Here is a 13,293-nt window from a genome sequence, read left to right as displayed (position 1 = left end):
GGTCAATGCGACGACTTTATCGTTACCTCACATTCACGGTGGTGGCGGCCTTCCTGGCCGCGCTGTTCCCCGGCATCGCCACCAGTTCCGCACACACCCCCGAGGCCGGGTACGAGGTCCTGTTCTTCCACAAGACGACCGGGTTCCGGCACGACTCGATCCCGGCCGCGCTTGCCGCTGTCCAGGCGCTGGGCGCGGACCACGGATTCACGGTGACGGAGACGCAGGACGCGTCGGTCTTCACCGACGAGAGCCTGAGCGAGTTCGAGGCGGTGGTGTTCTACACCGACGGCGAGAACACCTTGACCACGCCGCAGCGAACCGCGTTCGAGCGCTACATCCAGCGCGGCGGCGGCTTCGTCGGCCTGCACTCCACGTCCAACACGGACAAGTCGAACTGGCCGTGGTGGAAGGACATGTTCGGTGGTGCGTTCTTCGTCAACCACCCGCCCATCCAGTCAGCCACGGTGAAGGTCGAGGATCCCGGCCATCCGGCCACCGCGCAGTTCGGAAGCTCGTTCCAGTGGCCGAGCGACGAGTTCTACAACTTCTCCGCGAACCCTCGTGCCGCAGGCGTCAAGGTCCTGCTGACGGTCGACGAGTCCACCTACAACGGCGGCCAGATGGGCGCGGACCACCCGGTCTCCTGGTGCTCGGTGTACGACGGCGGCCGGTCGTTCTACACCGCCCTCGGGCACTCGGCCAGCCACTACGCCGACCCGGGCTTCCGGCAGCACATCGGCTGGGCCATCGAATGGGCGGCCGGTACTGCCGAGGGCGACTGCGGTGAGCCGCGCGAGGGCATTCCCACCGCCGCCGCCTTCGAGAAGGTCGCGCTGGATGACAACACCGCGAACCCGATGAAGCTCGACATCGCGTCAGACGGTCGCATCTTCTACACGGAGCTGGCCGGCGCGGTGAAGGTCTACCACCCGGACACCCAGCAGATCTCCACGGCGGGTCAGATCCCGGTCTACCGCGGCCAGGAGAACGGCCTGATCGGCATCGCGCTGGACCCGGCGTTCGAGGAGAACAACTTCCTCTATCTGTTCTACAGTGACCCGGCGTCGCGCACCGTCGACGGGATCGCCGGCGGCGTCCAGCACGTCTCGCGGTTCACCCTGGACCCGTTGAGCGAGCAGATCGACCTGGACTCCGAGGTCGTCCTGCTCGAGATCCCGCACCAGCGGGTCGAATGCTGCCACACCGGCGGTCACCTCGACTTCGATGCCGAGGGCAACCTCTACATCTCCACCGGCGACGACACCAACCCGTTCGCGTCGGGCGGCTTCGGCCCGTTCGACTACCGGCCGGGTCGCCAGCCGTGGGACGCGGCGCGGTCGTCCGGCAACGCCGCCGACCTGCGGGGCAAGATCCTGCGGATCAACCCGATCGAGGACGCCACCAGCGACGACGCCCCGGGTGTGGGCAGTACCTTCGACGTGCCCGACGACAACCTCTTCACCAGCGGCGAGCACGACGACCTCTTCCCCGGCGGTGTCTACGACCCCGCACTGGGGCGGCCGGAGATCTACGTCATGGGTCTGCGCAACCCGTTCACCCTGGACATCGACCAGGAGACCGGCGTGCTCACCTTCGGTCTGGTGGGCCCCGACGCCAACCCGGCCGGCGGTGTCGACCCGAACCGCGGCCCGCGTGGCTACGACTACTGGGCCCAGGTGCACGAGGCCAGCAACTACGGATGGCCGTTCTGCATCGTCAACAGCCAGCCCTACCGCCACTTCGACTTCGCCACGAACGTGGTCGGTGAGCCGTACGACTGCGTCGGCGGGCCGGTGAACGACTCGCCGAACAACACCGGCATCGACCGGCTGCCGCCCGTCGAGCAACTGCCGACGGTCTACTACCCGTACTGCAACAGCCAGGGCGGCTACACGGCCCCGCCGCCGTACCCGGAGGTTCCGTGCGGTCCGGTCGCCGGCGGCTCGGCCTACGGCACCGGGCGCGCCGCCTACGCCGGCGACACGTACCACTTCGACCCGGCCGTGACGGCGGACGGCAGGTTCCCCGCGTTCTTCGACGGCAAGCCGTTCGTCATGGAGTGGGAGCGCGACTTCATCGCCACGATGGACCTCGACGCCAACGGCAACTACGTCAACGGCTCGCTCCGGGAGCAGTTCTACGGCTTCCGGTTCGAGGACAGCCAGCGCCTGCGCAAGCCGCACGACATGGAGTTCGGCCCCGACGGCAATCTGTACCTGATCGAGTGGGGAGACGAGTTCAACTTCGGCGGCGGTGGGGTCAACCCCGACTCCGGCCTGTACCGGATCAGCTATGTCAAGGACGGCCGGACCCCGACCGTTCATTCGTCGGCCACGCCGGACAACGGCCAGCCGCCGGTCGAGGTGACGTTCTCGTCCGAGGGCACGTTCGACGCCGACGGCGACGAGATCACGTTCGAGTGGTCGTTCGGCGACGGCGCCACCAGCACCGAGCCGAATCCGACGCACACCTACACCGAGGCGGGGGTCTACACCGCTCAACTCGTGGTCACCGACACCACAGGTCGTTCCGCGAGCTCGAATCTGACGATCACCGTCGGCAACACCGAGCCGGAGGTCAGCATCGAGTTGCCTGCGCACGGTCAGGTGTTCGAGTGGGGCGACGAGGTGCCGTTCCGGGTGTCCGTCACGGACGCCGAGGACGGCTCCACCGCCGATGGCACCATCGACTGCGCGGACGTGACCGTGCAGCAGGGTGTGTACCACGACACCGGCGGCGCGGTACACGTGCACCAGGGAGCGTCGCAGAACGGGTGCGAGGGCACGATCCTCACCGACCCCGAGAGCGGCCACGAAGGCCAGAACGTCACCGTGATCGTCACCGCCAGTTACACCGACGAGGGCGACCACCCGGACGCACAGCCGCTCACCGGCGGCAACAGTCACCTGCTGCGGCCGGCCCGGACGGAGGCCGAGCACTTCAGTGAGTCCACGGGCGTCGTCACCGGTCCGGGGAGCGACCCGCTCGGCGGCGGCGAGACGATGCGCGGCGCGGACGGCGACTGGGCCTCGTACGACCCGGTGAGCCTGGGCGGTGTCGAGTCGCTGGACCTGCGGGTGTCGGCGCTGGCCGACACGACGGTCGAGGTGCGGCGCGACGCACCGGACGGTCCGCTGCTGGGTACGGCGGAGGTGCCCGCCACGACGGAGATAGGCCGGGTGCCGGGCAAGGACGGGTTCGGCAACGCCGTCCAGTTCAACTCCGGTGGCGCGAACCGGTATGCGGAGCTTCCGGTCGGTGTGGTGAGCGACCTGACCGGCGACTTCACCATCGCCACCTGGATCAACCGCGCCGCCACCGGCCAGGACTGGTCCCGGATCTTCGACTTCGGGTCGGGCACGGGCGTCAACATGTTCCTGACGCCCAACGCGGGCGGCGCTCCCGGGCTCCGTTACGCCATCAAGCCGCAGGGTGCGTCCGAGCAGCAGATCACTTACAACCAGGAGCTGCCCGCCGGCTGGCACCACGTGGCGGTGACGCTGTCCGGGACCACCGGAACACTGTGGCTCGACGGCGCTCCGGTCGCGACGAACGCGAACATGACGTTCAACCCGGCCGAGCTCGGCGAGACGACCCAGAACTGGCTGATCCGGTCGCAGTACGCCGCGGACCCGTACCTGAACGCGACGCTCGACGAGTTCCACATCTTCGACAGCGCTCTCACTCAGGCACAGCTCCAGGCGCTCATGGCCGGACCGGCCGGCGAGGCAGGCGGCAACGTCGTCGCCTACGACGTCGACGAAACCGGCGGCCCCACGCTCGCCGACTCGTCCGGTCGGGGCAACGACGGCTCCATCGTCCTCAACCCTGCCGTGGCCAACTGGACCGACGTCACCGTCGACCTCGCCCCGACCGAGGGCAGCACCCAGCTGTACCTGGTGTTCCCGGGTGCCGAGGCGAACGTCAACTGGCTGCACCTCAACGCCGGACCGGGCGTCCAGGTGCCGACCGTGTCGGCCACCGTGGCTCCGGCCGAGCCGGACGGACAGGACGGCTGGTACGTCACGCCGGTGACGGTGACGCTGTCCGCGGACGATCCCGATGCCGACATCGAGTACCGCGTCGGCGAGGGGGAGTGGACGGCCTACACCGGGCCGGTCACGCTCGACGAGGACGGCACGCACACGGTCGCGTACCGCGCGACCAACGCCGCGGGAACGTCGGAGGCCGGCACGGTCGAGGTCGCGGTCGACGTGACCGCGCCGGAGACCACTGCGACGGTCGAGGGCGATCTCGACGGCGACGTCTACCTGGGGCCGGCGACGCTGACGCTCGCCGCCACGGATGCGGCGTCGGGTGCCGTCGAGACGCACTACCGCCTGGCCGGCGACGCCGACCACACGGTGTACTCGGGGCCGGTCACGCTCGATCCGGCAGCCGTGTACGAGGTCGAGTACCGGTCCGTCGACGCGGCGGGCAACGTCGGTGACTGGCAGCAGTCGACCGTCGTCGTCGCCGACACGATGGTGATCGTCGGGGGCATCGACAGCGGTGTGGCGAACCGGACGGTGTCGAGCGGCACGACGATCAACGACCTCATCCTCGACGAGCAGCCGTGGAGCAGCCGAGGGGCGTTCCTCCGGCACGTCACCGAGGTCACCCAGCAGCTGCAGGCCGACGGCGTCATCACCGGGCGCGAGGCGAGCAGCATCCAGCGGGCCGCCGCCCGGAGCGACGTCGGGAGGTCCGGCGGCTCCTTCGCCCTCGGCTGACGGGGACATGGCCGCGGCGGGCACTCTCCTCCCCGCCGCGGTCAGCAAGGGTCGGGGCCCGGCGCACCACGCGCCGGGCCCCGACACGTGCAGCGGTCGATGACAGCAGAACGCGACACGGCCCCGCCGTCCTGGCGGGGCCGTGTCAGTGGTCCGGGCGGTCAGTTGCCGCGGAACCGGCGGTACTGCGTCAGGATCTCGTCAGCCTCCAGGTCGTCGTCGAAGAACATCAGGGCATCCATCCGGCAGTTGCAGGGGTTGCGCTCGGTGCCGTCCTGCGGATAGGAGCCGCCGATCTTGATGCCGCGGGGGTTGGTGGGCGACGTACCCGTCCCGTCGACCTGCCACGGGTCGCCGGCGTTGGTGTAGAAGCCCTCGATCGGCTGCCCGTTGCGGTAGAGCGCCATCTCTCCGGTCGTGTAGTCGAACGTCGCGGCCAGATGGACCCACTCGCCCTCGGGGAGCAGTTCTCGCCAGTCCTGTTCCGCGGCGAACGTCTGCGAGGCGCCGGTGTCGATCCGCCGGCCGAGGGCGACGAGCCGCAGGTCACCGTTGACCTGGATCAGCTCCAGCAGGGCACGGACTCCGTGGCCGTCGGAGTTGCCGCTCAGGACGCCGGCGAGGCCGATCGCGTTGTAGCCGGGGGTCGGGTTCGGGCCGGTCATCTTGAACCAGCCCATCACCGTGATGCCCTCCGCGCCGTTGAAGCGGCTCAGCGACTCCACTCCGTCGGCGTCCGCGGAGTACACGCCCGCCTTCCACGGCCGGCCGGTCGGCGACCCGGCGGCGCTGTGCAGCTGCAGGGCGTTGTGGCTGCCCGGGTAGGCGCCGTCGTCGACCCGCATGTCCTCACCGCCGTTGACCAGCCTGATCAGCGTGCGCGACCATCCCTGATCCTCCTCCCAGGAGTCGTCGGCCGCGAACGGGTGCTCGAAGTCGTACGACGCGACGAGGTCCTCCGCGATCGACGGGGCGACCTCCGAACGGATCGACTCGTACTTCATGCCCACGACCCGCCAGATCATCCCGTTGGCCTTCGCCAGCAGGTAGAGGTTCTGGTCGGAGTCCGTGCCGAAGCGCAGGTCGACGCGTCCGTCGCCGACGAAGTCGGTCATCCGCATCCGGGTGCCGTCGGTGTCGTAGAGCGAGAGCTCGTAGATCTGCGCCTCGCGCGAGACGTCGTTGTCGTGGCCCGTGTCGTCGGCACGTCCGGTGATCTGGCTGTAGTACACGCGGCCCTCGACCAGGTCGCCGAAGACGTAGGTGCCGTACAGGCCGCGAAGGTCGCCGCGATGCACGAACCCGCCGGAGATCGCGTGTCCGGAGTCGGAGTTGCACGGCCAGTTGGCGGGCTTCTCGTGATCGTAGGAGGCCGCCGGGTACTCGTAGCCGGCGGACTTCATCTCCTCCGTCATCGGGTAGAGCCAGCACTGGGTCTGGTTGCGGTAGGCGTAGCGGCCCTCGATCACCGGCCACCCGAAGTTGTCCCCGGCGTCGACGGCGTAGACCGCCTCGACGGCACGCTGGCCGATGTGCCCGAGGTACATGTCGTCGGGGTTGCGGCTGTCCCAGCTGAACCGGTGCGGGTCGCGCATGCCGACGGCGTAGATCTCGCCGATGGCGCCCGGCTCGCCGACGAACGGGTTCGACGAGGGGATGCCGTACTGGCCGTTCGGGCCGTTCGCCCCGGCCGGGTCGATCCGGAGGATCTTGCCCGACGGCGTGGTGAGGTCCTGGGGCACGTCGCTGTTCACCCCGATGCCGCCGTCGCCGACGGCGAGGTAGAGCAGCCCGTAGTCCTCGTCGCCGGGCCGGGCGTGGGGGTTGAAGTCGATCTGCTGGATCGCGTGGATCTGACCCCCGAAGCGGAACCGGAAGATCTCCCGGCTGGTGCCGCTGAACGTGTCGGCCGCGGGGTCGGTGGCGATCCACTCGGTGACCACGCTCGTCACCGAGGAGGAGGTCAGCGGCTGGGACGGGTACGTGAGCTCGCCAGGGGCGTCGGGGGTCTCGGAGTGGACGGTGTAGAACGTGCCGTTGTCCTCGAACTCCGGATGGAACGCCACGAACCCGAACCCGGATCCGAGACCGCGCCAGGACAGGAAGTGCGGATAGCGCGCCGCGATGTCGAGGTAGAGCTGGGGCTCGCCGTCGTGCAGGAGGTACAGCGGGCCGTTGAGGTCGGGCACGTACATCCGGCCGGAGCCGTCCGGCACTTCGCCGAGGTAGTTGATCCGGTTGTGCCTCGAGCCGATCCGGACGTCCGTGACCGGCCCGTTGGGCGTGGACGCGGGGAGCTGGGCGTACTCCTCCAGGATCAGGCCGCGAGTGGACGGCTTGACCGCCTGCGGGATCGGGTCGGTGATGGGGGCGTCGGGGTCGGGGGTGTCCGCCGTGGCCGGCGGGTAGAGCGGGGTGAGCGCCGCTGCGAGCACGAAGGCCGTGACAGCCGCGAGCCGTCGACGTGATTTGCGCATGGGTCCTCGTCCCTCACTGTCGGATGCGGATGGGAACAACTGCTGCGATCTACTTGCGGGTGCGGCCGAGCCGATCCGGGCTGGTTTCCTTTCCGTTGTGGGACTCGCCGCCGCCTGGGACCTTCGCGGTCGGCGTCCGGCCTCCGTGCGTCACGATGCGGGTGGTGCCGCGGCGGGCCGGCCGCCGAGGTACAGCTCGGCGAGCTGGGGGTCCTTGAGCAGCTCGGAGGCGGGACCGTCGATGTGGACCCGGCCGAGGTCCAGCACGCAGCCGAGGTCGGCGGTCTCGAGCGCGCGGCGCGCGTTCTGCTCGACGAGCAGGACGGCGGTGCCCGCGTCACGCATCCGGATCACCTGCTCGAAGACGGACGCCGTCGCCCTGGGGTCGAGGCCCATCGACGGTTCGTCGAGCAGCACCACCCGCGGGCTGACCATCAGCGAGCGGGCGAACTCGACCTGCTTCTGCTCGCCGCCGGACAGCGCTCCGGCCAGCGCCTTCCACCGGTCGCCGACGACGGGGAACAGCTCCTTGACGAAGCCGACCCGCTCGGCGATCGCGGCGCGGTCGCGGATCGTGTAGGCGCCCAGCAGGACGTTCTCCTCGACGGTCATCTCCCGGAACACGCTGTGTCCTTGGAGCACGTGGGAGAGACCAGCGGTCAGCATCTGTTGCGGTCCGAAGCCGGTCACGTCGTCGCCGCAGACGCGGATCGTGCCGGAGCGAGGCGCGAGCATGCCGCTGGCGACCTTGAGGACGGTGGACTTGCCGGCGCCGTTGGGTCCGACCAGGCACACGACCGACCCCGCGGGGACCTTCACGGTCAGGCCGCGCAGCACCAGGGCGGCGCGCCCGTAGCCCGCCTCGATGTCGTCGAGCTCGAGCAGGTAGTCAGACGCCAAGGTAGGCCTCCAGGACTCGGGGGTCGTTCTGGACCACTGAAGGCGGGCCTTCGCTGATCTGGCTGCCGCGGTCGAAGACGACCACGTGGTCGGAGAGACTCATGACCAGCTCCATGTTGTGCTCGACCACGATGAACGTCTTGCCCTCGGCGTTGAGCGAGCGGACCAGCCCGGCGATCCGCTCGATGAGGGCCGGGTTCACGCCGCCGGCCGGCTCGTCGAGCATGATCGTGTCCGGGTCGGCCATCAGCACGCCCGCGAGCTCGAGCAGCTTCTGCTGCCCGTAGGACAGGGCGCGCGCCTCGGCGCCCTCGAGGTGTTCGATGCCGACGCGGGAGAGCAGCTCCCGGGCCCGCGCGACATCGCCGTGGTGGTGGGCGGAGGCGAGCAGGCGGGTCTTGCTCGGCGGACGGACGGCCGCCAGCACGTTCTCCAGTGCGGTCATCCGGGGGAAGATCCGGCACAGCTGGAAGCTGCGTCCGACGCCGGCGCGGGCGATCCGGTGCGGTGCCTTCCCGGTGATGTCGGCGCCGTAGTAGGTCACGGTCCCGCTGTCGGGCTTGATCATTCCAGTCACGCAGTTGAAGAACGTCGTCTTCCCCGAGCCGTTGGGGCCGATCAGGGCGTTGATCTTGCCGTGGTGGAACGCCACGGTGGCGTCGTGGACGGCCCGGACACCGCCGAACGCCTTCGACAAGCCCGTGGCGGCGAGGCCGATCCGTACCGATTCCTGCTGGCCGGCGCCTTGCTCGTGGAGCGCGGTCATCGCTTCGCCCCCTGCGTGATCGGGTCGGAGTTCCGCTGCTCGGCGAGCTCGGCCTGGGTGACCTCGCGGATGGACGACTCCTGCGGGCGGAACCGCCGCAGCAGCGCCGCGAGGGCCGGGAGGACGCCGTCGGGCATGAACAGCACGACCAGTCCGAGCAGGAGCCCGGTGGCGACGAGGTGGAACTGGGTGTCGCCGTACTCGTTCTTGAAGAACTCGACGGAGTAGCCGACGACCAGGGCTCCGAGCATCGGCCCGAACAGGCTGCGGATGCCGCCCAGCAGACTCATCAGCACCATGTACGAGCCGATGAGGATGGAGAACTGGAAGATCGGGTCGAGGAAGCCGAACCACAGCGCGTAGAGCCCGCCGCCGACCGCGGTGAAGAACGCGGAGACGACGAACGCCACGAGCTTGTAGTTGAACGTCGGGATGCCGAGCGCCTGCGCCTTGTCCTCGTCCTCGCGGATCGCCTTGAGCCCGATGCCGAACCGCGACCGGTCGATCAGCCACCAGGTGAGGAGGGCGATCGCCAGCACCGCGGCGTGGAGGTAGAAGAAGCGCTCGTGCTGTTCGGGACGGAGCACGTCGGGACCGAACGGCCGCGGCACCCTCAGTCCGTTCGACCCGCCGGTGAACTCGCCCCACGACTGGAAGACCAGCTGCAGGATCAGCACGAAGGCGATCGAGACGATGACGAACGACGCTCCGCGCACGCGCAGGCTGGCGATGCCCACCGGCACGGCGATCACCGCGGTGAGCAGTGCGCCGAGGACCAGCGCCAGCCAGGGGTTGATCCCGGACTCGATGATCAGTAGCGCGGTGGCGTAGCCCCCGAGGCCGGAGTAGGCCGCGTGGCCGAGCGACATGTAGCCGGTGAACCCGCCGACGAAGTTCCACCCGGTCGCGAGGACGGCGTAGCTCATGATCACGACGCCCACCGACAGGATGAAGGGGTTGGCGGCGAAGGAGGGGAACGACAGCACCGCGGCGGCGAGGGCGAGGATCCCGACGATCTTGAGTGCGGTGGTCAGGCCCGACCCGCGGGTCCGGTCAGAAGCGCTGGGCAAGACGACCTCCGAAGAATCCCTGCGGGCGGACCATGAGGGTGACGAAGAGCGCCACGTAGAAGATCGTCTGCGCCCACGTGGTATTGAGCGGGATCTGGAGCAGGGCCTGCCCTATGCCGAGGATCATCGCGGCGATCGCGGCGCCCGGGATGCTGCCCAGGCCACCCACCACGATGATCGCCATCAGGGGCCCGATCCAGTGCCAGTGCAGCGACGGGTAGATCGTGGAGTCCAGCGCCAGCGCGGTCCCGCCGATCGCCGCCGTCGCCAGCCCGATGCCGAAGCCGTAACCGGCGGTGCGATCGGTGTCAATCCCCACCAGACGGGCGGCCTCGGGGTGCTGGATCGTCGCCCGCAGCGCCTGACCGAAGCGGGTGCGCGTCAGCAACAGGTACAGCGCCAGCAGCGACAGCGCGGCCAGCACGAACGCGATCAGCTTGACCACCGCCACGTTGGCGCCGGCCGCCTCGAAGTCGGCGCCACCGTAGGGCAGCCGGACCCGGCGCTGCGTGCCGGTGAAGAGCCAGCCGAGCATGCCCTCGATGACCAGCGCGATCGAGAACGTCAGCAGCACCGACATCATCGTCAGCGTGGCCGGCCGGAGGCGGGCCATCAGCAACCGCTGGATGGCGACGCCGACGACGAAGAAGAGCGGCACCGTGCCGACCATGGACAGCAGGGGGTCGAGGCCGGTCTCCCGGGTGAACACCCAGGCGAGGTAGGCGGCCAGGATGAGGAACGCCGAGTGGGCGATCATCACCACGCGCATCACGCCGAAGTAGAGCGTGAGGCCGGCCGCCAGGAGGGCGTAGAGCCCTCCCAGCAGGACGCCGAGCACCAGGCTCTGCACGAACAACGACATGCCGGTCAGACCTTTCGGGGCTGGTGGTGTCCGCCGGTGGCGTTCACCACGCCGGCTTCTCGACGATCAACTCGGCTTCGGCCGCATCCTCCGGGAGGACGATCCGGATCTGGCCGTCGACGTATTGCTGGATCAGGTGGGCGCCCTCCGGGCGGCCGTCGGCGTCCCAGCTGAGCGGGCCGACGACGGTCTCGACCTCGTTCTCGTGCAGCCAGTCGATGAGCTGCTGCTGGCAGTCGGGCTCGGGGTCGGCACACCCGACGGCCTCGACCGCGGCGGCGACGACCTGGCCGGTCGTCCACGCGTTGGCCTGATCCTCACCCGGCGCGGTGCCGTACTCCTCGGTGTAGAACTCGACGAACTCCTGGTTGGAGGGGTAGTCCGCCTCCGGGGTGTAGCCGGTCGGGGACAGGATGCCCTCGGTCTTCTCGCCGATCGCCTCGGGGAACTCCGGGTTGGTCGGTGCGGTCGAGAACGCCGCCATCCGTGGCTGGTAGTCCAGCTGCTGGAGCGCGAGGATCAGATTGACCGCGTCCTGGTACTGCGACCCGCCGACCATGATGTCGGCGTCGCTGCTGGCGATCGTCGCCGCGATGCTGCTGAAGTCGGTGGTGTTCGGCGGATAGACCTCGTCGGCCACGGTCGTGACGCCCATCGCTTCCAGGCGCGCCTTGAGGCCGTAGGCGGTCCCCATCGCGAACGGATCGTCCATGGCCGCGTAGGCGGCGGTCTGGGGTCGCTCGGCCGCGGGCATCGCCTCGATCGCGTCGGCAAGGTGGTTGTAGTGGTCGTCGGCGACGGCGGGAGCCGCGTAGAAGAGGTTGTCGAAACCCTGGCTGAACACCTCGGGCGCGGCGCCGGCGGGCTCGACGAACAGGAAGCCGTAGTCCTGCGCGACCTGCGCGGCGGGGATCACGAGGCGGGTCGAGAACGGCCCGAAGACCAGGTCGACGCCGTCCTCGTTGATCAGCCTCTCGTAGTCTGCGGCGACCCGGTCCGCGTTCGACTGGTCGTCCAGGATCGTCAGCTCGACGTCCCGGCCGAGCAGGCCGCCGTTCTCGTTCGTGTACGCCGCCCAGGCCTCATAGCCCTGCTGCACACCCTTGCCCGGCTCCGCGAAGTCGCCGGTCAACGGCAGAGAGATGCCGATCCTGATGGTGTCGTCGCCGCCTTCGGCGTCCGTGCCCTGGTCGTCGCCGCTGATACAAGCCGTGAGCGCCAGGCAGCTGGCGGCGGCGAGAGCGGTGATGCGAAGGCCGTTGGGGACGGTCATGTCGCTCCTCGTTGAACTGAACAAGTCGTACCCGGGTTGGTAAGCGCTTTCGTAAGCGCTTTCCGTTAGCCTAGGGGCGGAGATTCGATTGTGGCAAGGCTCACATATGCCCCTGGATGGCGCAGGCGACAGGCGAAGGAGCGAGCGTGGCCAAGCGGCGGACGACGTTGCGCCTGCAGGACGTCGCCGAGCACGCGGGCGTCTCGATCGCGACGGCCTCGCGGAGCTTGTCCGGAGCGTCCGGCGTCAGTGAGCCGCTGGCCGAGCGGGTGCGCGAGGTGGCCAAGCGTATGGGGTACGTCGCCAACCTCCACGCCCGCAGTCTCGCGGCCGGCACGTCCCGGTCGGTGGGGCTGGTCGTGCGCGAGATCGGTGACCCGTACTTCACCGAGATCGCCAGTGGTGTGCTGCGGGTCGGCGCCCGGGAAGGGCTCATGGTCCAGATCTGTCACACCGGTCGCGACCCGAGGCGCGAGCTCGACCAGATCCGCACCCTGGTCGCGAGCCGCGTGGGCGCGATCGTCATCGCCGGCTCGGGATTCCTGGACGCGCGGCTGGAAGCTGCCGCCAAGGCGGAGCTCCAGGCCTACCGTGCGGCGGGCGGCCGCGTCGCCGTGATCGGCCGGCATCATCTGGGTGTCGACGCGGTGCTGCCCGAGAACGCCGCGGGTGGCCGGGCGATCGCCGAGCACCTCCTCGCCCTGGGGCACCGGCGGCTGGCGATCGCCACCGGCTCGCGGGCGCTGACCACGATCGCGGACCGGATCAGCGGGGTCGCCGAGGCGTTCGGCGCAGCCGGCCTGGACTTCACGACGGTGCCGCAGGTAGAGGCGGAGTTCACCCGCGCAGGCGGGAAGGAAGCCGCCGAGACGATCCTCGCCGAGCACCCGGGCGTGACCGCGGTGCTCGCTCTCAACGACGACATGGCGATCGGGATCCTGTCGGTCTTCCGCTCCCATGGGATCGCCGTCCCGGGCCGGATCTCGGTAGCCGGATTCGACGACGTCGCGGTGGCTCAGGACCTGGCTCCGTCGCTGACCACCGTGCGGCTGCCGATGACGGAGATGGGGGCTCTGGCACTCGAGCTGGCGTTGAAGGAACCGGCTGCGCGACCACGTCGACGCGTGGCCGGACACGAGCTCGTGGTGCGTGATTCGACCGCACCGCCGCCCGCATGAGCGCGGGCCACGGGTCGCCGTCATGAGGCGC

Annotated in this window: 8 protein-coding genes; 2 read left to right on the top strand and 6 right to left on the bottom strand. The window is 69.5% G+C overall.

The genetic code is table 11. The features are described 5' to 3' along the window. The first annotated feature begins 41 nt into the window (after nucleotides 1–41). Nucleotides 42–4,736, top strand: a complete 4,695-nt coding sequence (locus E1262_RS01750; protein ID WP_162605721.1) for a ThuA domain-containing protein — start codon at nucleotides 42–44, stop codon at nucleotides 4,734–4,736. A gap of 161 nt (nucleotides 4,737–4,897) precedes the next feature. On the opposite strand, the gene E1262_RS01745 is transcribed toward E1262_RS01750, so the two are convergent. The 6 genes from E1262_RS01745 to E1262_RS01720 form a co-directional block, all read right to left on the bottom strand. After that, nucleotides 4,898–7,213: a PQQ-dependent sugar dehydrogenase gene (locus tag E1262_RS01745; RefSeq protein ID WP_132101326.1), complete on the bottom strand. Its 2,316-nt coding sequence runs from the start codon at nucleotides 7,211–7,213 to the stop codon at nucleotides 4,898–4,900. 150 nt (nucleotides 7,214–7,363) lie between these two features. Further along, on the bottom strand, nucleotides 7,364–8,113 hold the full coding sequence (locus tag E1262_RS01740; protein WP_132101325.1) for an ABC transporter ATP-binding protein: 750 nt from the start codon (nucleotides 8,111–8,113) through the stop codon (nucleotides 7,364–7,366). Beyond that, entirely contained in the window at nucleotides 8,103–8,879 is a 777-nt protein-coding gene (locus E1262_RS01735) for an ABC transporter ATP-binding protein (protein ID WP_132101324.1), read from the bottom strand. The genes E1262_RS01740 and E1262_RS01735 overlap by 11 nt, the downstream gene beginning before the upstream one ends. Beyond that, nucleotides 8,876–9,949 (bottom strand): branched-chain amino acid ABC transporter permease, encoded by a 1,074-nt coding sequence (locus E1262_RS01730; RefSeq protein ID WP_203453443.1) that lies wholly within the window; start codon nucleotides 9,947–9,949, stop codon nucleotides 8,876–8,878. Before E1262_RS01730 ends, E1262_RS01735 begins: the two co-directional genes overlap by 4 nt. Then, nucleotides 9,933–10,811: a branched-chain amino acid ABC transporter permease gene (locus E1262_RS01725; protein ID WP_203453442.1), complete on the bottom strand. Its 879-nt coding sequence runs from the start codon at nucleotides 10,809–10,811 to the stop codon at nucleotides 9,933–9,935. Before E1262_RS01725 ends, E1262_RS01730 begins: the two co-directional genes overlap by 17 nt. Nucleotides 10,812–10,854: 43 nt before the next feature. Beyond that, nucleotides 10,855–12,084 carry an amino acid ABC transporter substrate-binding protein gene (locus tag E1262_RS01720; RefSeq protein WP_132101322.1) on the bottom strand — a complete coding sequence of 410 codons (1,230 nt, stop codon included), beginning with the start codon at nucleotides 12,082–12,084 and terminating at the stop codon, nucleotides 10,855–10,857. 146 nt (nucleotides 12,085–12,230) lie between these two features. Between E1262_RS01720 and E1262_RS01715 the strand changes: the two genes are divergently transcribed. Further along, on the top strand, nucleotides 12,231–13,262 hold the full coding sequence (locus tag E1262_RS01715; protein ID WP_132101321.1) for a LacI family DNA-binding transcriptional regulator: 1,032 nt from the start codon (nucleotides 12,231–12,233) through the stop codon (nucleotides 13,260–13,262). Nucleotides 13,263–13,293: the final 31 nt, after the last annotated feature.

Source organism: Jiangella aurantiaca, assembly GCF_004349105.1.
Taxonomy (GTDB): Bacteria; Actinomycetota; Actinomycetes; order Jiangellales; family Jiangellaceae; genus Jiangella; species Jiangella aurantiaca.
Note: the sequence above shows the minus strand (reverse complement) of the source record. Positions and strands in the feature narration are given on the sequence as shown.

Excerpts from the sequence above, each read along its gene's own strand:
- E1262_RS01720 (WP_132101322.1), bottom strand. The coding sequence starts at position 12,084 with ATGACCGTCCCCAACGGCCTTCGCATCACCGCTCTCGCCGCCGCCAGC.
- E1262_RS01735 (WP_132101324.1), bottom strand. The coding sequence starts at position 8,879 with ATGACCGCGCTCCACGAGCAAGGCGCCGGCCAGCAGGAATCGGTACGG.
- E1262_RS01745 (WP_132101326.1), bottom strand. The coding sequence starts at position 7,213 with ATGCGCAAATCACGTCGACGGCTCGCGGCTGTCACGGCCTTCGTGCTC.
- E1262_RS01725 (WP_203453442.1), bottom strand. The coding sequence starts at position 10,811 with ATGTCGTTGTTCGTGCAGAGCCTGGTGCTCGGCGTCCTGCTGGGAGGG.